The sequence below is a fragment of the Pantoea sp. B9002 genome, assembly GCF_013385945.1.
In the GTDB taxonomy this organism is placed as follows: Bacteria; Pseudomonadota; Gammaproteobacteria; order Enterobacterales; family Enterobacteriaceae; genus Pantoea.
The window spans coordinates 62641-87313 of the sequence record NZ_JACAPA010000006.1; the positions used below are offsets into that span (position 1 = coordinate 62641).

Below are 24673 nucleotides of genomic sequence, written 5' to 3' on the forward strand. Positions count from 1 at the left end.
TTAGCTGCCGTGTTTTTTAGTCCAGGCCTGTACCAGACGCTCACCCAGCTCTTCTTTATCCATAAAGCCGAAGCCCAGCACGGTGGCACCTTCATTGATGGCGGTAACGCCTTCGTCAATCGAACGCATCCCGTGTTTGGCTTTGTAGCCATATTTGTTCTGCGCGGTAATCGCACCGGCACCGCCGCTGCCGCAGAAGGAGATGCCGAAATCGGCGTTTTCCGCTTTCATCACGTCGCCCAGCTTCATGTCGGCTGCCACGCCCGGCACCACCACCGCACGACCACCGGCTTTCTCGATGCCCGCTGCTACTTTCTGACCTTTACCCAGACGATCGCCAATCACTACAGTTACCATGTTCAATTCCTCGCAATTTATGCTTCGTTCGATTTCGCCACTTCGATATGGACGGATAACAGCCAGGCTTCTTCTTTTGGCAGATTGCCAAACAGATCAACCACCTGCTGCGCCAGCGCCATGGTTTCCGGCGAGATATCTTCAAACAGCTCAGCTTCTACTTCCGGCAGCGCTTCACCCGTCAGGGAGCGCGATGCCATCGCACGGACATGCGAAGCCAGCATCTGCTGCTGCACAGCGTTGGCTTCGATGTGATGCGCGGCGTAGATCGCTGCAATTTGGCTTAATACCTTATCCGCCAGCGCCTGGATCGCTTCCGGCGTGCTCTGTTTCAGCGGGACAGCTTCACTCCTCACCTTGTTACTCCTGTTTACAGCGGACAATTACAGATAATTCGCGTTGAAAAGAAATTACGCTTTCCGCTGCAGGCTGTTGAGACGCATCTTTTCCACCTCAAAGTGGAAATCCCACGGGCGAGTGTGCGCCAGATCTCAGGACGCACGAAGTGTGCGAAAGCGGTCACAAAATGCGAGAAATGATGGATTTAGGCGGATTTAAACGGTGAGAAGGCAAAGAGGAATAAGGCCAGCCGCTGGGCTGGCCGTGTTATCAGCGGAATTTCTTATGGTTAGCGTTGCGAATATCTTCCAGTTTCTTGGCTTCGGCCTTGGCTTCGTCCAGCTTGTTGGCTTGCGCCAGCTGATCGACCACATCGATCTGGGCAATCAGCGAATCAAGACCGGCGTGATAATCCTTGATCTGCGCGCTATCGGCCGCCTGACCTTCCAGTTTTTCCGGCGTGGATTGCTTAGCATCCGTTGCCGCCTGGCGCATTTTACCCAGCGCAGTATGCATTTCCTGCGCGTCGGAGGTTTTCTTCACCACGCTCAGACCATCTTTAAGCGCATCCATATCTTTTTCTAAATCGGCCGCAAACACGCTAGCCGAGGAGAACAACAGCGATAACGACAACACTGCAATCACATGCTTATTACGCATTGGTATTTCCTTTTATTATTGTCGGGCCAAAAAAAAAGCAGCCTTGCGGGCTGCTTTCAGAAAGCGATGACTCTTATTGTCCGGCGATTTTCATCTCCGGCAGCAGCACCGAACCGCATTGTATATTGCTGCGGGTTTCAATGTCGTTACCGACAGTTACCATATTGAGCCACATATCCTTGAGGTTACCGGCGATTGTGATCTCGCTCACAGGATATTGAATCTCACCGTTTTCCACCCAGAAACCGGATGCGCCGCGCGAGTAGTCGCCGGTCATACCGTTGATGCTGGAGCCCATCATCTCGGTTACCACTAAACCGGTGCCCATCTGTTTCAGCAGGTCGTCAAAGCTGTGGCCCTGACCAGCAATGCGCCAGTTATGGATGCCGCCCGCGTGGCCGGTGCTCTGCAAGCCAAGTTTGCGCGCCGAGTAGCTGGTCAACAGCCAGTTCAGCAGCACGCCATCTTTAATGATGTCACGCGATTGAGTGCGCACGCCTTCGCTGTCGAACGGCGTGGACGCCAATCCTTTCAGCAGGTGCGGATGCTCTTCAATGGTCAGCCACTCCGGCAGAATCTGCTTACCGAGCGAATCGAGCAGGAAGGTCGATTTGCGGTACACGCTGCTGCCGCTGATCATGCCAACCAGATGACCAAACAAACCGGTCGCCACTTCCGGCGCGAAGATCACCGGCGCTTTCATGGTCGAGAGCTTGCGCGGTGCCAGACGCGACAGCGTGCGGCGGGCGCACTCGGCTCCAACCCATTCCGGGCTTTTCAGATCGTCAAAAGAGCGGCCAATGGTATACGCGTAATCGCGCTCCATATTGCCGTCCTGCTCGGCAATCACACAACTGGAGAGCGAATGGCGGCTGGAGCAGTAGCTCTGCAACATGCCGTGGCTGTTACCAAACACTTTGATGCCAACGTGGCTGTTGAAGCTGCCGCCTTCGGTATTGGTGATGCGCTTGTCGGCCTGCAACGACGCTTGTTCCGCCTGAGCGGCCAGTTCGATAGCGCGATCGGCATCGATCTCCCACGGATGGTAGAGATCGAGATCCGGCGCTTCAAACGCCAGCAGATCGGGATCGGCCGGTGCGCCAAAAGGATCTACCGAGGTGTAGCGCGCAATGTCGATGGCCGCCTGCACGGTGCGTTTAATCGCATCCGGGCTGAGATCGGTTGAAGAGGCGCTGCCTTTACGATTTTGATGATAAACGGTGATGCCAAGCGCACCATCGCTGTTGAATTCGACGTTTTCCACTTCGCCATAACGGGTACTGACGCCGATGCCGGTGGTTTTCGTGACCGCCACTTCAGCGCCATCGGTGCTGGCTTTTGCCAGTTCCAACGCCTGCGCGACAGCCTGTTCCAACACTTTACGTTGTTCTGCAACCTGAGTAGATACGTTCATCGACCTGCCGTCTAATCTTAAGTATGAATTGTTTGAGTCTATCAGACTCAGAGAACAATTTCGCAGTCGCCCGATAAACTGGTAGGATTAGCCTCTTTTTTTTGGGAGCCAAGAGATGACCAAGCAGCCCGATGACTGGCTCGACGATGTGCCGGATAATAATGACGAAGAAGACGAAGAGATTATCTGGGTCAGTAAAAGCGAAATTAAACGCGATGCCGAAGAGCTAAAACGCCTTGGCGCCGAGTTAGTTGATTTGGGGAAAAATTCCCTCGATAAGATTCCACTCGACGAACAACTGCGTGACGCCATTGAACTGGCGCAGCGCATCAAGAAAGAAGGTCGTCGCCGTCAGCTGCAGCTGATCGGTAAGATGCTGCGTTCACGCGATGAAGATCCGATTCGCCAGGCGCTGGATAAGCTGAAGAACCGTCACAACCAGCAGGTTGCGCTGTTCCATAAGCTGGAGATTTTACGCGATCGTTTGATCGAGCAAGGTGATGACGCGGTCGCTGAAGTGTTTAACCTCTATCCGCACGCCGATCGTCAGCAACTGCGCAGCATGATCCGTAACGCGCAGAAAGAGAAAGCCACTAACAAGCCACCAAAGTCCGCCCGCCTGATTTTCCAGTATCTGCGCGAGCTGGCAGAAGCGTAAGTTTGCTGCGGGCATGAAAAAGGTCGGCATGAATGCCGACCCTACGATGTGCCGTTGTAGGGTGGCCATTGATGGCCACCGCACAATCACCGCCCTAACCGCTCCAGCAGTTTCTGGTGAATCCCACCAAACCCACCGTTACTCATCACCAGAATCGAATCGCCTGGCTGGGCTTTCTTCGCCACCATTTCTACCAGCGTATCGATATCCGCGCTCCACTGCGCTGGCTGAATGCACGCCTCGGCCACGTCGGAAACCTGCCACGGAATATGGTGCGGCTGGAACAGGAACACTTCATCTGCGCGGCCCAGCGATGGCGCTAACTCATTCTTGCTCACGCCCATCTTCATGGTATTAGAGCGCGGCTCCAGCACCGCCAGAATGCGTGCCGTGCCGCCCACTTTGCTGCGCAGCGCGGCCAGCGTGGCGAGAATCGCGGTAGGATGGTGAGCAAAATCGTCGTACACCTTGATGGCGTTCACTTCACCACGCAGTTCGAGACGACGACGGGCATTAATGAAGCTGCTCAGCGCTTCACCGGCATCCACCGGTTTCACCCCAACATGACGCGCCGCCGCAATCGCCATCAGGCCATTGTGCATGTTGTGCTCACCCACCAGCGCCCAGTTCACTTCGCCGACTTTCTCGCCGTTGAGCCAGATCTCCCAATGTGAGGAGTCCGGCGTCAGCTTTTTCGCCTGCCAGTGACCGTTATCGCCCACGGTTTCCTGCTCGCTCCAGCAGCCCATCGCCATCACTTGCTTGATGTTGTTATCGTGCTCCGGCAGCAGGATCTTGCCCTGGCCCGGCACGATACGAATCAAGTGATGGAACTGCTTCTGGATGGCGCGCAGATCGTCAAAGATATCCGCGTGATCAAATTCAAGGTTGTTGAGGATCAGCGTGCGCGGGCAGTAATGCACAAACTTGGAACGCTTGTCGAAGAACGCGCTGTCGTACTCATCCGCTTCGATGACGAAGAATGGACTTTTTCCTAATTTTGCCGAAACCTCGAAGTTTCCTGGCACACCACCGATGATAAAGCCCGGTTCCAGGCCGCAGGCCTCGAGAATCCACGCTGCCATGCCGGCTGTGGTGGTTTTACCGTGGGTTCCCGCCACCGCCAGCACCCAACGATCGCGCAGGACGAAATCGTGCAGCCATTGCGGGCCGGAGAGGTAAGGAATGTTGCGTTCCAGTACCGCTTCCACACAAGGATTGCCGCGCGTCATCGCGTTACCAATGATCACCAGATCCGGTTGCGGATCGAGCTGACTGGCATCGTAACCTTCTGTCAATTCAATGCCTTGCTGTTCCAGCAACGTGCTCATCGGCGGATAGACATTGGCGTCTGAGCCGGTGACTTCGTGTCCCAGCGAGCGCGCCAGCATTGCCAGTCCGCCCATGAAAGTGCCACAAATCCCGAGGATGTGAATACGCATAAAGAGATCCATTACTCAAAAGTTCGGCGCACAGTGTAACGCCGAGTTGAGAGGGAAGAAACGGATTAGGACTATGGTTTTTAAAGTTCAATCGGCTAAACTGCGCTCATACGTTGGTAGCTTGTTACAGCTGCTGCCACTCCATCGTAGATGCAGGGAATGTGTTATGAAAACGTTAGGCGAATTCATCGTCGAGAAGCAACACGACTTTCCACACGCCACAGGTGAACTGACGGCGCTGATTTCTTCCATTAAGCTTGGTGCTAAAATTATCCACCGCGACATCAACAAAGCGGGTCTGGTGGATATTCTGGGTGCCAGCGGCGTGGAAAACGTGCAGGGTGAGCAGCAGATGAAACTTGATCTGTTTGCCAACGAAAAGCTGAAAGCCGCCCTGAAAGCACGCGGCGTGGTGGCCGGTATCGCATCGGAAGAAGAAGACGAATTCGTCATCTTCGAAGGCTCCGAGAATGGCAAATACGTGGTGTTGATGGATCCACTGGATGGTTCTTCAAACATCGACGTTAACGTTTCCGTCGGCACCATTTTCTCTATCTACCATCGCATCAGCGAGCCGGGCACGCCAATCACCGAAGCCGACTTCATGCAGCCGGGTAACAAGCAGGTTGCCGCGGGTTACGTGGTTTACGGTTCTTCCACCATGATGGTTTACACCACCGGCGTGGGCGTGCATGCGTTTACTTACGATCCGTCACTCGGCGTGTTCTGCCTGAGCCACGAGCGCATGACCTTCCCGGAGAAGGGTTACACCTACTCGATCAACGAAGGTAACTACATTCGCTTCCCGCAGGGTGTGAAGAAATACCTGAAGTTCTGTCAGGAAGAAGATATCGCCACGAAGCGCCCGTATACATCGCGCTACATTGGTTCACTGGTGGCCGATTTCCACCGTAACCTGCTGAAAGGCGGCATCTATCTCTATCCAAGCACCGCCAGCCATCCGAAAGGTAAGCTGCGTCTGCTGTACGAATGCAATCCAATGGCCTTCCTGGCGGAGCAAGCGGGCGGTAAAGCCAGCGATGGTGCCAATCGCATCCTCGACATCCAGCCAGAAACGCTGCACCAGCGCTGCCCGTTCTTCTGCGGCAACGACTCAATGGTGGGCGACGTTGAACGCTTTATCCGTGAATATCCGGACGACCATTCAGCGTAAGTCTTTTCCCGCTGTGCAAAGCCCGCCTCCGTGCGGGCTTTTTGTTGCGGCCTACGAAGGCAGAGCCGCGACTACGCGGAATTGCGCCATCGAATCCTGCAACTGCTGCGACTGCGCTTCCAGCGATTGGGTGGCAGCGCTGGCTTCTTCGACTAACGCGGCGTTCTGCTGCGCGGCTTCATCCATTTGCGTTACCGCCTGATTCACCTGCTCGATGCCGCGACTCTGCTCTTCCGAAGCGATGGATATCTCTTTCATCAGCGTGGTAACGCGCATCACTTCGCTGGAGATCTCATCCATGGTTTCGCCAGCGCGCGTGGCCATGTCGCTGCCCTCTTTCACCCGCGTCTGCGATTCTGCGATTAGCTCGCGGATCTCTTTGGCGGCGGTGGCGCTACGACCGGCCAGCGTGCGCACTTCGTTGGCGACCACGGCGAAGCCGCGCCCTTGTTCACCTGCACGCGCAGCTTCGACTGAGGCATTCAGCGCCAGAATGTTGGTCTGGAAGGCAATGCCATCAATCACGCTGAGGATGTCGCCGATGCGATTGGAGCTTTGGGTGATCTCCTGCATCTTCTCCATCACGTAGCCGACCACTTCAGCACCGCGATCGGCGCTGTCGGAGACATTGCTGGCGAGCTGATTGGCCTCTTTGGCGTTGCTGGCATTGAGACGCACGGTAGCGGTGAGCTGCTCCATGCTGGCGGCGGTTTGTTCCAGCGAAGCGGCGGACTCTTCGGTACGCTGGGAGAGATGCACGGTGCCTGCCGCTAACTCGCGGCTTCCCACATCAATCTGCAAGCTGGCTTCGCGCACCTGACTTACCGAACTGCTGAGCGCCAGCTGCATATTCGCCAGCGCCTGATTGAGACGGCCTAACTCGTTATTTCCGGCGGCTGGCAGCGGCTGGGATAAATCGCCGGCCGCAATTTGCTCCAGATGCAGAATCGCGCCATCGAGTGGACGCAGCAGCAGACGACGCAGCAGCTGCCATGCCAGCGCAATCAGCAGCAAGGTCAGTGCCACTGAAACGCCAATCAGAATCTTCAGCTGCAGCTCATCATGGGCGGCCTGCGCCAGACGCGCCGCCGAGACGTCATTGGCATAGACGCTGAAATCATTGACCGCTTTCGAATAACTGGCCGCCAGCGCCGACTGTTTGCCTTCCAGCACCTGATAGTATTCATCGGTGTACTGCTTTTTCAGGGCATCAATCATCGGCGTGATGCCCTCTTTCTCGTACGCGCTATAAGTCGCGACGACAGCGTCAGCCAGCGTTTTGCCGTGAGCGGTAACCGTTCCGGCCTCGACAAAAGCCTGCAAATACTTATGAGAACTTTCTACTGCCGCCTGGGTTTGTTTGGTGACAACATCCCCGTCATCCAGCAAACCAATTTCAATTTTACGCACCGCCAGTGCGGCGTTGGCGCGAGCGCGCATCAGTTCGGAACGACTTTGATACAAGGCGTTAAGCTCAATCCCCTGTATGCGGTTGAGCGCATCCAGTGATTGATTGCCTGCGTTGATGGCAGAGATGCCCATCGCGCTGACTGCCAGCAGCAGCAGCGTCATAAAAGCCAAAAGCGTGAGTAATGCAGTACGAATTGATAGCTGTTTGAACATGATTATCCCCGTTTGCAAGAAAAGGCAGAAATCCGCTGGCCCTAAAACGGAAAGATTATCGGCAGTTGATCGGGGAAACTTTATCCATTGTTGATGGTCAATTGGCTGACGATCACCCAGACTTCACTTTTACTGAAGTCTGCCCCATCAAAATTTAAGGATTGAAACGATGAAAAAATGGCTCCCGATGGCATGTTTGTTGGTCAGTGGTTTTGCGGCGGCGCAACAAAACCCTATCGATCAGCAGCTCGATCAGTGTCTGAATAAGGAATCCAGCACCGCCGGTATGTCTCAATGCTACGGCACCGCCAATAAAGCCTGGGATAAAGAGATGAACGCGCAGTACACCCAAGCGATGAAAAAATTAACCGGCGCGTCTAAAGACAAATTGCGCAGCGCCCAACGCGCGTGGCTGACCTATCGCGACAACTGGCTGGATGCCAGCCGCAGCTATTTTGTTAGCAGCCAGGGCACGATGGCGGCGCTGTCGGTCGGTGCGCAGGGCGTTAGTCTGGTGCGTAATCAGGCGCTGATGTTGCAATCAATTAACAAAGGCAGTTGCGCCAACCCCGACGATTGTTGATTAATGTAAGCGTTTAATACGCTTAGCGCTGGCATCGGCCAGCGCGCCCATTAATCTGCAGGGAGAAACCATGGCTGCTTATGCCTCCACCATCATTCTTGTTTGCCTCGCCGTCCTCAGCTATTTCGTTCATAACAGCGCCGTTACCATCTCGATTCTGATCCTGCTGGCGATCAAGCTCACTCCGCTGTCGCAATTCTTTCCCTATGTGGAAAAACAGGGCATTCAGATTGGCATCATCATCCTCACCGTTGCGGTGATGGCGCCGCTGGCAAGCGGTACGCTGCCGGCTTCTTCACTGTTGAAATCGTTCGCTAACTGGCAATCGATTGTGGCCATTGTGGTGGGCATTTTTGTCGCCTGGCTGGGCGGACGCGGCGTGAACTTTATGAGCGTGCAGCCGTCGGTGATTGGTGGACTGTTGATTGGTACGGTGATAGGCGTGGCCTTCTTCCGTGGTGTGCCGGTTGGACCACTGATTGCGGCGGGGATCGTCTCGCTGTTTGTCACGGCGAAGTAGCGGGTTGGAGCATTCCGAAACGCCAAAAAGGGGGCATACTTTCAGAGTCAGTTGGCTATAATAGCCGTCACTCAACATATGACTAATGAAGGAAAGCCAGATGAGTTTGAACCAGGTGCCTGCAGGTAAAGAGTTGCCAGAAGATATCTACGTTGTCATTGAGATCCCGGCTAACGCCGATCCGATCAAATATGAAGTCGACAAAGAGTCTGGCGCCCTGTTTGTAGACCGTTTCATGTCTACCGCCATGTTCTATCCGTGCAACTACGGTTACATCAACCACACGCTGTCTCTGGATGGTGACCCGGTTGACGTGCTGGTGCCAACCCCTTATCCGCTGGTGCCGGGCTCAGTGATCCGCTGCCGTCCTGTTGGCGTGCTGAAAATGACCGATGAGTCTGGCGAAGATGCCAAACTGGTTGCGGTTCCGCACACCAAGCTGAGCAAAGAGTACGATCACATCAAAGATGTGAACGACCTGCCAGAACTGCTGAAAGCGCAGATCACCCACTTCTTCGAGCACTACAAAGATCTGGAAAAAGGCAAATGGGTGAAGGTTGATGGCTGGGACAACGCAGAAGCGGCCAAAGCTGAAATCATCGCCTCTTACGAGCGCGCGCAGAAGAAATAAGATTCTTTTCTGCAACGCATAAAAAAACACCGTCCAATGGACGGTGTTTTTATTTATGCCTCTGTTTCGCCATCTCGCCTTAACCAGTCACCGCTCGCGATATACGTGCGACCCGCGACTGAACGCTGATAGACATACAGCCAGGCACTGCCGTAAGGCGTATGAATAAGCTGGCGTTTGTATTCGCCATTTTTGGTGCGCAAGGCATCAAGTTCGCCGAGCGTGCTGGCGTCAATGCGATACACCTCGCAATAAACGCTGCCTTCTCCTTCCACCACGCCCGGATAGTGACCCAGATTGTAGAGATCAAACCCCACAATCTGATGGTCGCCGAGCCACTGCGCATTCGTCATCCAATGACTGTTTCCCTGTTTGCGCCGTAAACTGCCATAGACAATTATTCGCATTGCTAAAACTCAAACTGATAGAGCAGATCCAGTGCCTGATCGAGACCCGACACGGCTTCTAAATAGAGTTTGGGCATCAGGCGATAACGCAAGGTTAAGGTCGCCAGTGAATCAAATATGCCAACACCGTATTTTACTTGTAGACCCGGCAACACGTAACCACTCACCTGCACCTGCTGGCTATCGCCTACGCCAGCGGTATCAACCGCGAGATTACTGACACCGAAGGTCTCGCCGATTTTACCCACAACCTGACCACTTTGCGCAACCCCCAATCCAACAAGCGCTGAAGTTAATGCGTTGCTGTCGCCATCGCTGTTGAGTCCCTGACCACGTAACAGGTAGGAAAGCGCTTCCTGCTGTGACATCGCCGGATCGGAGAACACTTCCACTTTCGGCTCATCCGCCAGCCCGGTTACGCGTAATCCGGCGGTGACATCGTCTTCGGTGGCTTCAGGATTACGGATCGCTTCGAGGTTGACGTAAGGCTGGTCCGGCGGTCCGGCGAATTGCAGCTCACCTTTACGCACCAGCAGATCCTGACCATAAGCGTGGAAGCGGCCGGATGGGATATTGATCTGGCCGTTTAAGCCAAGGCCATTTTTATCCTGCACCAGTTTGAGATCGCCATTCAGCTTGGCTTTCAGGCCAAACGCCGAGAGCCGCACATCATTGCCGACGTGGATCACCAGATTGCTGTTGATCGGGATCGCCGCAGTTTTCGGCTGAATCGGCTTGAGATTTTGATCCAGCATCACTTCATCCGAGGAGACGCCGGTGGCGCTTTCCGGCACTTCCTGCACGGTAATGCGCGCCCACGGAATATCCACTCTGCCGTCGAGGCTGAACGCGGCTGGCGTGGCTGCAAACACCAGATCCGGCGAGACATCCATACGCACCATCGGCGGCACGGTGACGCGGATGCGGCTGCCTTGTGCAGCCACGCGCGCGCGCCAGTTATCCAGCTGGCTCCAGTCGGCGTTACCGCTCAGGTTAAGATTGCCCTGCGCCGTCTGAATCATGCCGTTGAGCGTGGAGCTCATGCCGTTGAACACCATATTGAGGTTGGCGGCGGTGAGATCGACCGGCATAAAGCTGCCATCGACATCCACATCGCTCAGCCCCAACTGACCAAACACTTGCGGCTGCTGCAATGTGCCGCCAAGGCGCAGGTTGCTGTTCAGGTTGCCTTTGATCTTCTCACCCTGCATCAGCGCCGGATTCAACATCGCCAGCGAAATATTGCTGATGCCGATGTTGCCCGACAGCTGACGCCGATTCTCAGGATCGGCGATCTGCACATTGCCGCTCAGCTGGCCGTTGTTGACGATATGGATCAGCCAGTCAAGCTGGGCGCGACCGTTACGCAGCGCCGCATTCAGGTTCAGCGTGTCGAAGGCGATCGGCAAGCTGTTGCCCTGCACGTCCTGCTCCACTTTCACGCCGCTGCCTTTCAGCGCTAAGGTGCCGGTTGGCAGCGCGCCGTCGGCGGTCCAGTTAACGCGCGCATCACCGCTGAACACGCCGTTGAGTTTGGTGGCATCTGTCAGGAACGGTTTGATCATCGCCAGATCGAAGCGATTGAGCACCACATGCGCATGTCCGCTGGCACCGGCTTCAATCGGTTCCGGCACGCACAGCTGCGCGTTCGGGTTCTGCCAGCAGTGCGGCCCAATGGTGGCGGTCTGCTTGCTGTTGAGGTAATCAATCGCCATCGCCCGCGTCAGTCGCCATTCGCCTACCGGCGTGTCGAAACGCGTGTTGTTGAGATTGCCCTGCCAGCGCTCGGTTTTGCGATCGAAGCTGCCGTTTAGCGCCAGCTGACCGGAAACCGGTTCGCCCTGTACCTCGAGCTTCAGCTGATGCTGCTTTTCGTTGCCGTCGGCATTCAGCGTTAACAGATTCACTTTCAGCGCGTCCTGCTGCAGCTGTTCCACACGCAGTTGCAGCTTACCGGCGATCTGATCGCTGGATTTCACATCGCCCTGCAACGCCACGCGACGGATTTGCAGCTGCTGCCAGCGCAAACCGGTAGCCGTGAGATCGGCCAGCAGCTGCGGCGCCTGTAACGTGCCGCGTGCTTTGATGGTGCCTTTGGCGACGCCGCCCAGGCCCGGCAGCGCGTTATCCAGATTTGGCGCATCAATGTTGGCGTCGAGATTGAGCGTGTCGCCCAGCTCGCCCTTCACGTCCAGATGGTTGCGACCCAGCGCAATGTTAAGGCCAGGCACTTTCCACTGGTTGTAGCTGTTGCCGCTCAACGTACCTTTGGCGCTCACCGCGTTCTGCTTAACGTTCCCTTTCAGCTCGAGCTGCGGCACGCTGAGCTGCCAGGTTCCGCCGTACAAGCTACCGCGCGTGGCAATTTTGCCATCCAGCTTCGCCGGCCAATCCGGATACTGTTTGGCGGTGTTGATACCGGAAAGCGTCAATTCGCTGCGCCAGCTGATGGCTTTGCTCCAGTCCACCAGCGCCGTCAGATCGATATTGCCCTGCAGCGCCGCCACGCGCAGCTTATCGAGAGTGAACTGCTGCTCGTTGCCTTTGCCGTCCAGCGCAATAGTAGCGGGCGGCACGCCTTCGCCTTTCACCGCGGTGCGCAGCGACATCACGTAATCGGTGGCTTTGCCTTTGAACTGATAATCGAGATTATCTGCCTGATACTGCACCGCGCCGGTGAGCGGCCAGCGCAGTTGCGGGCTGGTGAGTTTCAGTGCCAGCGGCAAACCGGCGACCGCAGGTTGCGTGGTCGCATCCAGCTGCGCACGCACCGGACCCGAAAGATTGAGCCCGAGCTTCAGCTCGTCGCGCATCGCGCCCGCGAGGTTCATTTTGATTTTCTCGCCCTTGATCGGGTCGAGATTTAGCGTGCCGTTCAGCGCGAAATTCACCGGCCAGTTATCGGCCAACGTCGCTTCACCGCTGGCGTTCACCTGCCCTTGCGGCGAATCGATATCGAAGGTTTCCAGCTGCAGATGACGATCGGCGGTTTTGGCTTTTAACAGCAGACGCGTGATTGAGATGTCGGTGTCGCCGGTAATGCGCAACTGTTCACCCAGCAGTTCCTGCACGGTGATATCCAGCGGCAGCTGGAAGTCCGGCATATCTGGTAACAGCGGCTTAGCGAACATCGCCTGCAGCGTTTCGCCCAGCGGCTGTTCATCCGGCTGCGGCTGCTGCACTTTTGGCTGCACCACCTGCTCATCAACCACTTTGGCCGCTTTCGGCAGCGCGATCAGCAGGCTTTGGATATGGGTTGGCGTCAGCGTCAGTGCGCGATCCTGCCACTGCAGGCCGGTGGTGAAATCGAGCAGGGAAATCGCCGTGTCATCCACTTTAACGTTGATGTTATGCAGGCCGACTTTGCTGAGCGTGATCGGATACGGCGTGCTGAGATTGGTGCTGCCGCTCTGCTCTTCCGGCGGCGGGGCGCTGGCTGGCGCCATTTTTTTGCTATCGACTACCACGCTGACATCCTGCAGCGCGATGTCATTGACACACACCGACGAATGCAGCAGGCAGTTGAGATTCAGCGCCAGGTGGAAACGTCCGGCATCCACGTTGACGCCCGGCATCTCATACTTCACGCCGCTTAGCGTCAGGTCGCGCCAGCCACCTTCAACCTGTTTGATCGACAAACCCGGCACCCAGCGATCGGCGCCTTTCAGCAGCAGATGCAAACCCGGCGTGGTGCCAACCAGAAACGCGATGCTGCCAAACAGCAGCACCAGAAAAATACCGATGCCAATCAGGACCTTTTTCCACAGCTTCATAGTTCAGGCCCCAATCCTACATAAAATTGCAATCCATGCTCCTTGTCGTCGCCAATCGGCCGCGCGATATCAAACTTGATCGGCCCCACCGGAGAAGACCAGCGCACGCCAACGCCGGCGCCGGTTTTCAGGTTACTCTGCTTGATGTCGTTGACCGCTTCACCGGAATCGACGAACACCGCGCCCCACCATTTGCCGGTCACGTTGTATTGATATTCAAGCGAGCCGGTGGCCATTTTCGAGGCGCCGGTCAGTTTGCCGTTGTCATCACGTGGCGATATATCTTTGTATTTGTAACCGCGAATACTGCGATCGCCACCGGCGAAGAAGCGCAGATCCGGCGGCACTTTGTCGAAGTCGTTGGTTTCGATCCAGCCCACATTGCCGCGCGCCACAAAGCGATGCTTATCGGCGAGCGTGCGAATCCAGACGTTTTGCGCCTGCATAATGACGAAATCAACGTCCGAACCCCATGTGGTATCCGACACGTCCACCGAGTAGCGCTGTGAATCGCCCCACGTCGGCATCAGACCGCCGCGCGAACGGGTGCGGTTCAGGCTAACGCCCGGATAGAGCAGCATGGTGGTGTTGGTAACGCTGGCCTGGGTAAAGTGATCGAGGCTCCAGCGCAGGTTGATGGCTTTCTGCCAGCCGCTGCTGCTGTCCCAGTTACGCGACATCGCCAGCGTGGTGGTATCGGCTTTGGTGTCGTTGAGATCGGTGCGCTTCACACCGCCAGAGAAGGTGTAATACTGCTCCAGCGGACTTTTCAGTAGCGGGACTTTGTAGCTGAGATCGAGCTGCTGCTCCGGCGCAGAGACGTAGGCGCTGGCGGCCAGGCTGTGGCCGCTGCTGTTAATCCACGGTTTTTTCCACGTGCCTTTAATACGCGGTCCCACATCGGTGGAGTAACCGACGCCGGTTTCAATGGTGTTTTCCACCCGTGGTGATACCACAGCATTTAGCGGTAATACTTTGGTTTGACGGCCTTTATCAAATTCAGGCGCCACCACCACCGAGTTAAACCAACCGGTCGCCGATAAGCGGCGGTTGAGTTCCGCCAGATCGCGCGAGCTGTAGTGATCGCCCTTTTTGAATGGCACCAGATTTTGCAGATAGGCTTCGTCGATTTGCGAGCCCTGGAAACCGACATCACCGAAACGGTAGCGCGGGCCGCTATCGTAATTGATGTCCCAGAAAGCTTCGCGCCGTTCAACCGAAACGCCAAGCTGGCTTTGCTTAAAGTCACCGTCAAAGTAACCATTACGCAATGCCAGGCTGGAGAAGCCGTTTTTGAATTTGTCGTAGGCGCCGTGATTCAGTTGGGTGCCGACTTTCGGCCTGCCCTGTTTGACCCAGGCTTGATAATCCTTGTCGGTGCGGGCTTCACCTTCAATCACGATGGTGCTGCCGCCGATCTTCACCGGTTCGCCAGGCTTAACGTGCGCGATCAAGACCGGACGACCACCTTGTGGCGGTGCCGGGCGCGATTCGAAATCGATCTGCGGTTCGTAGTAACCGAGTGCGCGCAGGCCTTCTTTGATCGCTTCGGCGACGCGCGCCTGGAAACGCCCGTCGTTCGACACCTCGTCAGTGCCGATAGTGGACAAGCGCGCCCTGACGTTTTTCTGCAAATCCCCGGTAAGACCGTCCAGCTGCAAGCGCACTTTTGCTGCCTCAACGGCAGGTGAAGCAAGCAACAGGCTGGCCAAACAATAAATATGAAATCGTGGCACACGTACTCCTGTTAATAATGCCGGCCCCTATTCCGCAGGGGCGTTTATTCTCTGGAAGGGTATCACCACCGCGCGTGTACCCATCAGCATAGCCGCCTTTTTTCTGCCCATCGGCGTAAACCCGGCGACTAAGCCAAATTGTGACCTATTGTCGGTAAATGGCTTGAACGATACAACAACCAAGCGGCGCTTCCGCCAACAAGAGCCGCTCACTCGGATTAATCCGAGCGCTTATCATGCCCCTATAGCGGCATGATAAGCGCTGCTGCTATAATCAGCGACCAGCAGGCCTCGCCTGCACCCTTTTCTGCCCCGACGTTAACCTTATCTTGTCGAAATGGCGCAGACATTTTTGGCACGGATAGCCTGTTTGACTGGCAAGTACCGGACGTACGCCCACTCCCGCGCTGCCCAGGCCAAAAATGACAAGTGATTAACCCAACGGACCTTTTATGCTCGATAGCTTGCTTGTCATTCTTTTACTGATAGTAATCAGTTCATTTTTTTCCCTTTCGGAGATCTCGCTGGCAGCCGCCCGTAAGATCAAGCTGAAGCTGCTGGCTGACGAAGGCAACATCAATGCCCAGCGCGTGCTGAAGATGCAGGAACAACCTGGCATGTTCTTCACCGTGGTGCAGATTGGCCTGAATGCCGTGGCGATCCTCGGCGGTATCGTCGGCGATGCGGCCTTCTCGCCCGCCTTTAACAGCTTATTCAGCCGCATCGTGGCACCCGAATTAGCTGAACAGCTCAGCTTTATCTGCTCCTTCACCATCGTGACCAGCCTGTTCATTCTGTTTGCTGACCTGACGCCAAAACGCGTCGGCATGATTGCGCCGGAAGCGGTAGCGCTGCGCATCATCAACCCGATGCGCTTCTGCTTAGTGGTGCTGCGTCCGCTGGTGTGGCTGTTCAACGGCCTGGCGAACGTCTTCTTCCGCCTGTTCAAACTGCCGATGGTGCGCAAAGACGACATCACCTCCGACGATATTTATGCGGTGGTAGAAGCCGGTGCGCTGGCGGGTGTGCTGCGTAAGCAGGAACATGAGCTGATTGAAAACGTGTTTGAGCTGGAATCGCGTACCGTGCCGTCATCAATGACCTCGCGCGAAAACGTGGTGTGGTTCGATTTACACGAAGATGAAACCACGCTGAAAACCAAAATCGCCCAGCATCCGCACTCGAAATTTATTGTCTGCGATGGCGATATCGACCACATCGTGGGCTATGTCGATTCCAAAGAGCTGCTGCTGCGCGTGCTCGGCAATCAAAGCCTGACGCTTAACAGCGGCGTGCAGATTCGTTCAGCGCTGATTGTGCCGGATACGCTGACGCTCTCCGAAGCGCTGGAGAGCTTCAAAACCGCCGGTGAAGACTTCGCGGTGATCATGAACGAATACGCACTGGTGGTGGGCATCATTACGCTGAATGACGTAATGACCACGCTGATGGGTGATTTGGTGGGCCAAGGTCAGGAAGAGCAGATTGTCGCGCGTGATGAGAACTCATGGCTGGTCGAAGGCGGCACGCCAATTGATGATGTGATGCGCGTGCTGGATATCGATGATTTCCCGCAGTCTGGCAATTACGAAACCATCGGCGGCTTCATGATGTACATGCTGCGCAAGATTCCGAAGCGTACCGACTTTGTGAAGTTTTCCGGCTACAAGTTTGAAGTGGTGGATATTGATAGCTACCGCATCGACCAGTTGCTGGTCACGCGTATTGATGAGCGCCCGCCGGTGCTGAATGTGAACAAAAATACGGTGGATGATGCAGAATCACTGTAGGGTCGCCATTCATGGCGACCAACCAACAACCGCACAAAAAACTGAGGGCGCCCTCGGCGCCCTTTTTTATGCTTACTTAGTTGTACTCGGCTTGCAGCCGCAGCACCTGGCGATTGATTTCTGACATCACGCTGAGATGCTGTTTATCTTTGACACGCGGCAACATCACTTTGCCCTTATCAAACTCGAACGCGCCCACATCCTTGATGTACAACCTTCCTCTAAATAGCGTTTTTACATATTTCGCAATTTGCAGCGGATTATAGCGCTGGAAGATCTTCATGCTGTTTAACTCCTGAAAATGTTTAATACGCTCCGTCGTGACCAAATTTGGTACGAACCCATGAAGCGCAAATGAGGCATAACTATAGAGCATCCTTTCTTACCAATGTTCCGAAAAGGTGAATTATTTACTGAATTGACACATCATTACAGAATACTCTGTTATCAGCCTCACGAAACCCAGTATAAACCTTCACTCATTATGGAATTGTGGCATAGGTTGCAAACCTGTTAACTCATTGCGACAGACGCATCATCCATGCCTAATATTGCAGGAACATGAACAACTGGTCGGATCACCAAGGAGTTTGATAAATGCGTTTGAAACACACTGTGATAGCACTGGCATTGCTGCTGCCTAATCTTGCTTCGGCACATGCATTCAAACTGGGTGAACGCGTGCCCGCTGTTGGCGTTAACGACAGAGGAGAGCTGGTTTATCAACAAGATAAAGATAAGTTTAGCTACAAATCCTGGAATAGCGCGCAGCTGAGCGGAAAAGTTCGCGTCATCCTGCATATTGCCGGGCGCTCTTCCGCTAAAGAGCAGAATGCGGCGTTAATTGAAGCCATCAAAGCCGCGCATCTGCCGCACGATCGTTATCAAACCACCACCATCGTGAATACCGATGACGCGATTCCAGGCACCGGCATGTTCGTGCGCAGCAGCATTGAGAGCAATAAGCAGCAGTTTCCGTGGTCGCAGTTTATCGTTGATAGCAACGGCAGCGCGCGTCAGGCCTGGCAGCTGGAGAAAGGCGGATCAGCGATTGTGGTGTTGGATAACACCGCACATGTGCGCTACGTCAAAGATGGTCCGCTGACGCAGGATGAAGTGCAGCAGGCGATGAAGTTGATTCAGGAGTTGTTACATAAGTGAGAGGAGGTCGCCATGAATGGCGACCCTACGAGATCTTAAAACAGTGAGACGCGGAAACCGGGATTGAGGAACGATTCGCGCGGGGCGTAATCAAGGGTTTTGCCCTGCCAATCGTGAACATGCGCGCCAGCGGCAATCGCCACCGCATGGCCTGCGCCGGTATCCCAGATATTAGTTGGCCCGAAGCGCGGATAAAGTTGCGCGCTGCCTTCGGCTACCAGACAGAACTTCAGCGATGAACCAATCGCGGTGGTTTGATGCTCGCCAAGCTGATGCAGATACTCCTGCAACTCAGTATCGCTATCAAAATGCGAACGGCTAACGACCACTAATGGCGGACGCGCATCACGCGCATGGATTTGCGTCTGCTGGCCGTTCTCTTCTTTCCAGGCTTTACCTTCTGCTGCCGAGTACATCACGGCCAGCACCGGGGCGTACACCACGCCCAACACCGGTTTACCGTTTTCGATTAGCGCAATATTCACCGTAAACTCGCCGTTGCGCTTGATGAACTCTTTGGTGCCATCCAGCGGATCGACCAACCAGTATTTCTGCCAGTGCTGACGCACATCCCAGCTCGGTGGATCCTCTTCAGACAGCACCGGCACCTCCGGCGAAAGCGCCTTCAGGCCTTGTACAATGACGCGATGCGCCGCAAGATCGGCCGCGGTGACCGGAGAATCATCCGACTTGCGAGTCACGTCAACCGGCTCTGCGCCGTTATAAACCTGCATAATGGCATCGCCCGCATCACGCGCCAGCTGACAAATTTTATCTAACATTCTTTACCTCTTTTCCGCTGATTCTGCCTGTCAGACACCAACCGCCAATCTGTCCTTATTTTAGCAGTTGTCATTCAACAGCCGGCGAATGCGCTGTCTGTTACGGCAATGTATATGAATATCAATACCATAGTTCATCAGCGGCGGCTATGGCGGGATGCTGAATGCGCTTTTACCGCGGTCCGGCAGCAAATATTAGATGAAAGTCCGAGCTTCATCACAAATTGAAATGATAATTCGTCATGGTTTTACATTATTTTGAGAGGCCCATTGGACCGAACAAGGAGCAAGCGATGTTCAAAGCGAGCATGTCGTTATTGGCACTCTGTATAACTGCCGCCACGGTACAGGCTGCTACGGTGGATCTGCGCATTCTGGAAACCACCGATCTGCACAGCAATATGATGGATTTCGATTATTACAAAGATACGCCGACGGAGAAGTTTGGCCTGGTGCGCACCGCCACCTTAATCCAGCAGGCCCGCGCCGAAGCGAAGAACAGCGTGCTGGTCGATAACGGCGATATTATTCAGGGCAGTCCGCTGGGCGATTACATGGCGGCAAAAGGGCTGAAACCGGGCGAAGTGCATCCGGTGTATAAAGCGATGAACACGCTGGATTATGCGGTCGGCAACCTCGGTAATCACGAGTTCAATTACGGCTTACCCTATCTGCAAAAAGCACTGGCCGGCGCGCGTTTCCCTTACGTTAACGCCAACATTATCGATGAAAAGAGCGGAAAACCGCTGTTTACGCCTTACTTAATCAAAGAAACCACCGTAACAGACCGTGACGGTAAGCCGCATACGCTGAAAATTGGTTACATCGGCTTCGTTCCTCCACAGATTATGGTTTGGGATCGCAACAATCTGCAGGGAAAAGTGCGGGTTGATGACATCACTGAAACAGCGAAGCGCTATGTGCCGGAAATGCGCGCAAAAGGTGCTGAAATAATCATCGCTATTCCGCACTCCGGTTTGAGCAGTGAACCCTATCACGCCATGGCAGAAAATTCGGTCTATTACCTCAGCCAGGTTCCCGGCATCAACGCCATCATGTTCGGTCACGCGCACGCGGTGTTCCCGAGCAAAGAGTTTGCGGCAATTAAAGGCGCGGATATCGCCCAGGGCACACTTAACGGTGTTCCGTCGGTGATGCCCGGCATGTGGGGCGATCATCTGGGTGTAGTTGATTTGGTGCTGAATAACGAGGGCGGCAAGTGGCAGGTCGCGCAGGGCAAAGCCGAGGCACGTCCAATTTATGACAGCGCGGCGAAAAAATCGCTGGCCGCCGAAGATGCCGATCTGGTGAAAGTGCTGGAGCAGGATCACCGTGCCACGCGCCAATTTGTTGCCAAACCGATCGGTAAATCCGCCGACGTGATGTACAGCTACTTGTCGCTGGTGCAGGACGATCCCACGGTGCAGATCGTTAACAACGCGCAGCGCGCTTACGTGGAGCACTTTATTCAAGGCGATCCTGATCTTGGCCGCTTGCCGGTGCTCTCCGCCGCCGCGCCGTTTAAAGCCGGCGGCCGCAAAAACGATCCCGCCAGCTATGTCGAAGTGGAGAAAGGTAATCTCACCTTCCGTAACGCCGCCGATCTCTATCTCTATCCCAATACGCTGGTGGTGATGAAAGTCAGTGGTGCGCAGGTGAAAGAGTGGCTGGAGTGCTCAGCGGCGCAGTTCAATCAAATCGATCCGCACAGCAACAAACCGCAATCGCTGATTAACTGGGATTTCCGCACCTATAACTTCGATGTGATCGATGGCGTGCAGTACCAAATCGATGTCACGCAGCCGGCGCGCTATGACGCAGAGTGCTCGCTGATTAACAAACAGGCTTCGCGCATTAAAAATCTTAGCTGGCAAGGCAAGCCAATCGATCCTGATACCACTTTCCTGGTCGCCACCAATAACTACCGCGCTTACGGCGGTAAGTTTGCCGGTACCGGCGATAAGCATGTCGCTTTCGCATCACCAGATGAGAACCGCTCGGTGGTTGCCGCCTATATCAGTAGCGAAACCAAAGCGCATGGCGAAGTGAAACCGCAGGCAGATCACAACTGGCGTTTAGCACCGATTAACAGCACCACGCCGCTGGATATCCGTTTTGAGACCGCGCCTGGCGCGAAAGCGACGAAGTTTATTGAGCAGCATGCCGATTACCCGATGAAAGCGGTGGGCAGCGATGAGATAGGTTTTGCGTTGTGGCAGGTGGATTTGCAGCAGAAATAAGGATAAGGGCGGCGATTGCCGCCCTTGAGAGCTTACAGAATTTCCAGCAGCTCAACTTCGAAGATCAGGGTGCTGAATGGTGGGATAGAGGCACCAGCACCGCGCTCGCCGTAAGCGAGGTTGTGTGGAATCGCCAGTTCCCACTTGGAACCGACTGGCATCAGGGTCAGCGCTTCGATCCAACCGGCGATTACGCCGCTGACCGGGAATTCTGCGGGTTCGCCACGCGCCACTGAGCTGTCGAATACGGTGCCATCGATCAGTTTACCGGTGTAATGCACGCGGACACGATCCTGACGTGAAGGGATCGGCCCCTCGCCCTGAGTGATGACGCTGAACTGCAGACCGGTTTCGGTGCTGCTTACGCCTTCGCGCTGCGCGTTCTGCTCAAGGAAAGTCTGACCTTCTGCCGCCATCGCTTCTACACGCTCACGACGCACGCCTTCAGCGCGCTCGTGCACTTCACGCAGTGCGCGATGTACCACGTCAACCGGGACGGCCGGTGAGTTCCCTTCCAGCGCGTCGCGCAGGCCGGCGAGCAGTGCTTCTGGCTGCAGACCCTGCAGTCCAGACTCTTGCAGCTGCTGGCCTACCTGTAAACCGATACCGTAACTTGCTTGTGATTCGACGCTGTCGAATGAAGGGGTCGTCATCTTGATTCCTTAATCCCGGAGAAAATTAGAACCGGCAGCATACCAGCGCGGGCGGCTGGCGTAAAATCTCACGCGCCGCAGATGACATTTCCTGGCGAAACGGAAACAATACAGCGGTCAAATTTTTCAATGCTGCCAGGCACTTCCTGTCAGCATTGCTCATACTATAGCTGTGGCGAGGTTTCCACCTGCCACCGTCGGAACAAGAGAGAATACATGGGCCAGATCGCCCCACGACGTCGCAGGACGCGCGCACCGCGTACTTTATTACTTTGGTTGCAACGTTGGCTGCCGCGCTTTCCGCGCAAAGCCGCCAGCGAGGAGGATTCACGAATGGCTTCCGATCACCCTTCCCGCGTTCCCGCCGCACTGCAGCGCGTTTGGCATTTGCTGGATGATGTGCGCTGGATGGACCCGCTACCCGCGCCTCATCGTCGCGGCATTGTCATTGCTCTGCTGGTGCTGCTGCTGGCGTTTCTCTGGCCGACCAGCACGCCGCAATATCCGGTTGAGCGTCCGGCGGACACTGGCGCTAAAGAAGTGCCGATGCAGGCGGAGATTTACGATAACAATCAACAGCAGAACACGCCGCCGAAAACCGATTCGCAGGGCGAATGGCGCACCTACAATGTGGCATCAGGCCAGACACTGGCGCAGCTGTTCCGCGACAACAATTTGCCGGTGAATGATGTGTTTGCCATGGCGCGAGTCGAAGGTGATGGGCAGCCGCTGAGCGCGTTGCAGAATGGTCAGCAGGTGAAGATTCGTCAGAACGCGCAAGGCGTGGTGACCGGTTTAACGGTGGATGGCAGTAACGGTCCGGTGCTGTTTACGCGCCAGCCAGATGGCAGCTTTATCCGCGCCCAGTAAAACGCAGAAACAAAAACGCCGGCACAAGGCCGGCGTTTTCGCATTACCGAGTATACTCGTCATAATCCAGGTTACAGATGCGTTGGCTACGCTCATTCACCCCTGTCACTTACCGGAGTAAGCTCAGGGGATTCATTCCCTTGCCGCCTTCCTGCACCTTGAATTATTTAGAGTAACAATTACTCAGCAACTACAGTCACAACCAGTTTAGCGAAGACTTCGCTATGGATCTGGAAGTCAACTTCGTGCTCACCGGTGGTGCGCAGTACGCCTTCTGGAAGACGAACTTCGCTTTTAGCCACTTCAACGCCAGCTGCAGTTACTGCATCAGCGATGTCACGGGTACCGATGGAACCGAACAGTTTACCAGCGTCGCCTGATTTAGACGCGATGGTTACGTTGCCCAGTGCGTTGATTTTCTCGGCACGTGCGTTAGCAGCAGCCAGAACGTCAGCCAGTTTGGCTTCCAGTTCAGCGCGACGTGTTTCGAAGAACTCAACGTTTTTCTTGGTAGCAGGAACAGCTTTACCCTGTGGAACCAGGAAGTTACGAGCGTAGCCCGCTTTAACGTTAACCTGATCACCCAGGCTGCCCAGGTTTGCTACTTTATCAAGCAGAATAACTTGCATTACCTTATCCTCTTAAAGTCGTTAATGGACAACTACCGATTACTGATGACGATCAGTGTACGGAAGCAGGGACAGGTAGCGAGCGCGCTTGATGCAACGAGCGAGCTGGCGCTGGTATTTTGCACGAGTACCGGTAATACGGCTCGGGACAATTTTACCGCTTTCGGTAATGTAGTTTTTCAGTGTAGCGATATCTTTGTAATCAATCTCTACAACGCCTTCCGCGGTGAAACGGCAGAACTTGCGACGACGGAAATAACGTGCCATTTGGCTAGTCTCCAGAATCTATCAAATCAATCTGCTCGGCATGTAACACCATTCTGCTCTGACCATTGCGTGCCTGATGGCAGCTAATAAAGCCTTCGAGAGTGAGTTGCGTGCCGACCGTTATATGTTGAGTAATCACCTGATGGGTGCTGCCGCTGATAATCACCGGCATTTGACACCAGGCTTGCCGGTGGAAACCGGCTTCCTCTTGCACAGAACGATGCTCAAGCACGAACTGGCAATGAGGAATCCCTGACGGACTGACTTTTCGAACCGGCGTCTTGCACACAGTGCCAGACAGGCGCAGTCGATTTGCCGTCATGTCGGATTACTCTTCAGAATCCCCAGCATCTGAGTCATCAGCCGATTCGTTAGCAAAGTCTTCGCGGCGATCACGACGCTCGTCTTTAGCTTTAACCATCGGAGATGCTTCAGTTACCGCGTGCTTAACGCGCATAACCATGCTGCGGATAACGGCGTCGTTGAAGCGGAAGTTAGTTTCCAGCTCGTCAATCACTTCCTGCGGCGCTTCTACGTTCAGCAGAACATAGTGAGCTTTGTGCAGTTTGTTGATTGGGTAAGCCAGCTGACGGCGGCCCCAGTCTTCCAGACGGTGAATCGTGCCCTGTGCACCGGTGATAGCACCAGTGTAACGCTCGATCATACCTGGAACCTGTTCGCTCTGGTCAGGGTGGACCATAAATACGATTTCGTAATGACGCATCGATAGCTCCTTACGGATTATTCAGCCTCCTGTCAGGGTCAGCTGCGGCCCACGGAAGCAAGGAACGTTATAGGTTGCGAATCATTTAAAAAATGAAACACACCTCTGAATGCAGCTGAAAAATTGACGCGTAATCATACTGGCGTCATTGCGGAAACTCAAGCGCACAATTCATCAAATGGCGACTATCGTGCCAGCTGATGCGGCTTTTTGTGCTAAGTGAAATTCATCAGTGAGTTA

At 54.9% G+C, this 24673-nt stretch carries 25 protein-coding genes; 9 read left to right on the forward strand and 16 right to left on the reverse strand.

Going from position 1 to position 24673, the window contains the following annotated elements:
* The 4 genes from HX773_RS04105 to pmbA all read right to left on the reverse strand — a co-directional run bounded on the left by HX773_RS04105 (position 1) and on the right by pmbA (position 2770).
* Complete coding sequence (locus HX773_RS04105; protein ID WP_008103553.1) at positions 1–357, reverse strand: SFCGS family glycine-rich protein; 357 nt, start codon at positions 355–357, stop codon at positions 1–3.
* Positions 358–374: 17 nt separating this feature from the next.
* Positions 375–713, reverse strand: coding sequence for a glycine dehydrogenase (locus HX773_RS04110; RefSeq protein ID WP_007892186.1), 339 nt, complete (start codon positions 711–713; stop codon positions 375–377).
* 253 nt (positions 714–966) lie between these two features.
* The gene (gene cybC / locus HX773_RS04115) at positions 967–1356 is read right to left on the reverse strand and encodes a cytochrome b562 (protein ID WP_061720170.1); all 390 of its coding nucleotides are present in this window, start codon (positions 1354–1356) and stop codon (positions 967–969) included.
* A 73-nt stretch (positions 1357–1429) separates the two neighbouring features.
* Entirely contained in the window at positions 1430–2770 is a 1341-nt protein-coding gene (gene pmbA / locus HX773_RS04120) for a metalloprotease PmbA (RefSeq protein ID WP_176970547.1), read from the reverse strand.
* 115 nt (positions 2771–2885) lie between these two features.
* Here pmbA and yjgA point away from each other — a divergent pair, with 115 nt between their 5' ends.
* Positions 2886–3428, forward strand: a complete 543-nt coding sequence (gene yjgA, locus HX773_RS04125) for a ribosome biogenesis factor YjgA (protein ID WP_176970548.1) — start codon at positions 2886–2888, stop codon at positions 3426–3428.
* Between the two features lie 86 nt (positions 3429–3514).
* Here the strand turns inward: yjgA and mpl are convergent, their stop codons facing one another.
* Complete coding sequence (gene mpl, locus HX773_RS04130; RefSeq protein ID WP_176970549.1) at positions 3515–4870, reverse strand: UDP-N-acetylmuramate:L-alanyl-gamma-D-glutamyl-meso-diaminopimelate ligase; 1356 nt, start codon at positions 4868–4870, stop codon at positions 3515–3517.
* 166 nt (positions 4871–5036) lie between these two features.
* Here mpl and fbp point away from each other — a divergent pair, with 166 nt between their 5' ends.
* Positions 5037–6044, forward strand: a complete 1008-nt coding sequence (gene fbp, locus HX773_RS04135) for a class 1 fructose-bisphosphatase (RefSeq protein ID WP_176970550.1) — start codon at positions 5037–5039, stop codon at positions 6042–6044.
* A gap of 51 nt (positions 6045–6095) precedes the next feature.
* On the opposite strand, the gene HX773_RS04140 is transcribed toward fbp, so the two are convergent.
* A complete protein-coding gene (locus tag HX773_RS04140; RefSeq protein WP_176970551.1) occupies positions 6096–7667 on the reverse strand; it encodes a methyl-accepting chemotaxis protein in 1572 nt (523 codons plus the stop codon).
* 169 nt (positions 7668–7836) lie between these two features.
* On the opposite strand from HX773_RS04140, the gene HX773_RS04145 reads away from it, so the two are divergent.
* The 3 genes from HX773_RS04145 (at position 7837) to ppa (ending at position 9401) form a co-directional block, all read left to right on the forward strand.
* Positions 7837–8250: a lysozyme inhibitor LprI family protein gene (locus tag HX773_RS04145; RefSeq protein ID WP_176970552.1), complete on the forward strand. Its 414-nt coding sequence runs from the start codon at positions 7837–7839 to the stop codon at positions 8248–8250.
* A gap of 70 nt (positions 8251–8320) precedes the next feature.
* Positions 8321–8770 carry a DUF441 domain-containing protein gene (locus tag HX773_RS04150; RefSeq protein ID WP_007892168.1) on the forward strand — a complete coding sequence of 150 codons (450 nt, stop codon included), beginning with the start codon at positions 8321–8323 and terminating at the stop codon, positions 8768–8770.
* Positions 8771–8870: 100 nt separating this feature from the next.
* A complete protein-coding gene (ppa, locus tag HX773_RS04155; RefSeq protein ID WP_007892166.1) occupies positions 8871–9401 on the forward strand; it encodes an inorganic diphosphatase in 531 nt (176 codons plus the stop codon).
* Positions 9402–9454: 53 nt separating this feature from the next.
* On the opposite strand, the gene HX773_RS04160 is transcribed toward ppa, so the two are convergent.
* The 3 genes from HX773_RS04160 to HX773_RS04170 are packed head-to-tail and all read right to left on the reverse strand — an operon-like array spanning position 9455 to position 15317.
* The gene (locus HX773_RS04160) at positions 9455–9808 is read right to left on the reverse strand and encodes a gamma-glutamylcyclotransferase (protein ID WP_176970553.1); all 354 of its coding nucleotides are present in this window, start codon (positions 9806–9808) and stop codon (positions 9455–9457) included.
* 2 nt (positions 9809–9810) lie between these two features.
* Positions 9811–13581 (reverse strand): translocation/assembly module TamB domain-containing protein, encoded by a 3771-nt coding sequence (locus tag HX773_RS04165; RefSeq protein ID WP_176970554.1) that lies wholly within the window; start codon positions 13579–13581, stop codon positions 9811–9813.
* Positions 13578–15317, reverse strand: a complete 1740-nt coding sequence (locus HX773_RS04170; protein ID WP_176970555.1) for an autotransporter assembly complex family protein — start codon at positions 15315–15317, stop codon at positions 13578–13580. The genes HX773_RS04165 and HX773_RS04170 overlap by 4 nt, the downstream gene beginning before the upstream one ends.
* A gap of 452 nt (positions 15318–15769) precedes the next feature.
* On the opposite strand from HX773_RS04170, the gene HX773_RS04175 reads away from it, so the two are divergent.
* Entirely contained in the window at positions 15770–17107 is a 1338-nt protein-coding gene (locus tag HX773_RS04175) for a hemolysin family protein (protein ID WP_176970556.1), read from the forward strand.
* A gap of 76 nt (positions 17108–17183) precedes the next feature.
* On the opposite strand, the gene HX773_RS04180 is transcribed toward HX773_RS04175, so the two are convergent.
* The gene (locus HX773_RS04180; RefSeq protein WP_007892150.1) at positions 17184–17390 is read right to left on the reverse strand and encodes a DUF1107 domain-containing protein; all 207 of its coding nucleotides are present in this window, start codon (positions 17388–17390) and stop codon (positions 17184–17186) included.
* A 314-nt stretch (positions 17391–17704) separates the two neighbouring features.
* On the opposite strand from HX773_RS04180, the gene HX773_RS04185 reads away from it, so the two are divergent.
* Positions 17705–18268, forward strand: coding sequence for a YtfJ family protein (locus HX773_RS04185; RefSeq protein WP_176970557.1), 564 nt, complete (start codon positions 17705–17707; stop codon positions 18266–18268).
* Between the two features lie 35 nt (positions 18269–18303).
* On the opposite strand, the gene cysQ is transcribed toward HX773_RS04185, so the two are convergent.
* Positions 18304–19050: a 3'(2'),5'-bisphosphate nucleotidase CysQ gene (gene cysQ / locus HX773_RS04190; protein ID WP_176970558.1), complete on the reverse strand. Its 747-nt coding sequence runs from the start codon at positions 19048–19050 to the stop codon at positions 18304–18306.
* A 293-nt stretch (positions 19051–19343) separates the two neighbouring features.
* Between cysQ and HX773_RS04195 the strand changes: the two genes are divergently transcribed.
* Positions 19344–21290: a bifunctional 2',3'-cyclic-nucleotide 2'-phosphodiesterase/3'-nucleotidase gene (locus HX773_RS04195; protein ID WP_176970559.1), complete on the forward strand. Its 1947-nt coding sequence runs from the start codon at positions 19344–19346 to the stop codon at positions 21288–21290.
* Between the two features lie 32 nt (positions 21291–21322).
* Here HX773_RS04195 and fklB read toward each other — a convergent pair whose 3' ends face one another.
* Complete coding sequence (gene fklB / locus HX773_RS04200) at positions 21323–21943, reverse strand: FKBP-type peptidyl-prolyl cis-trans isomerase (RefSeq protein WP_008103590.1); 621 nt, start codon at positions 21941–21943, stop codon at positions 21323–21325.
* Between the two features lie 216 nt (positions 21944–22159).
* Between fklB and HX773_RS04205 the strand changes: the two genes are divergently transcribed.
* A complete protein-coding gene (locus HX773_RS04205; RefSeq protein WP_176970560.1) occupies positions 22160–22813 on the forward strand; it encodes a LysM-like peptidoglycan-binding domain-containing protein in 654 nt (217 codons plus the stop codon).
* Positions 22814–22992: 179 nt separating this feature from the next.
* Here the strand turns inward: HX773_RS04205 and rplI are convergent, their stop codons facing one another.
* From rplI to rpsF, 4 genes are read right to left on the reverse strand one after another with little or no spacing between them, the layout of a single operon-like run.
* Positions 22993–23442 carry a 50S ribosomal protein L9 gene (gene rplI / locus HX773_RS04210; protein ID WP_007892139.1) on the reverse strand — a complete coding sequence of 150 codons (450 nt, stop codon included), beginning with the start codon at positions 23440–23442 and terminating at the stop codon, positions 22993–22995.
* A 39-nt stretch (positions 23443–23481) separates the two neighbouring features.
* Entirely contained in the window at positions 23482–23709 is a 228-nt protein-coding gene (gene rpsR, locus HX773_RS04215; protein ID WP_002210155.1) for a 30S ribosomal protein S18, read from the reverse strand.
* Between the two features lie 4 nt (positions 23710–23713).
* Complete coding sequence (gene priB / locus HX773_RS04220) at positions 23714–24031, reverse strand: primosomal replication protein N (protein WP_007892027.1); 318 nt, start codon at positions 24029–24031, stop codon at positions 23714–23716.
* Positions 24032–24037: 6 nt separating this feature from the next.
* Positions 24038–24433 carry a 30S ribosomal protein S6 gene (gene rpsF / locus HX773_RS04225; RefSeq protein WP_007892026.1) on the reverse strand — a complete coding sequence of 132 codons (396 nt, stop codon included), beginning with the start codon at positions 24431–24433 and terminating at the stop codon, positions 24038–24040.
* Positions 24434–24673: the final 240 nt, after the last annotated feature.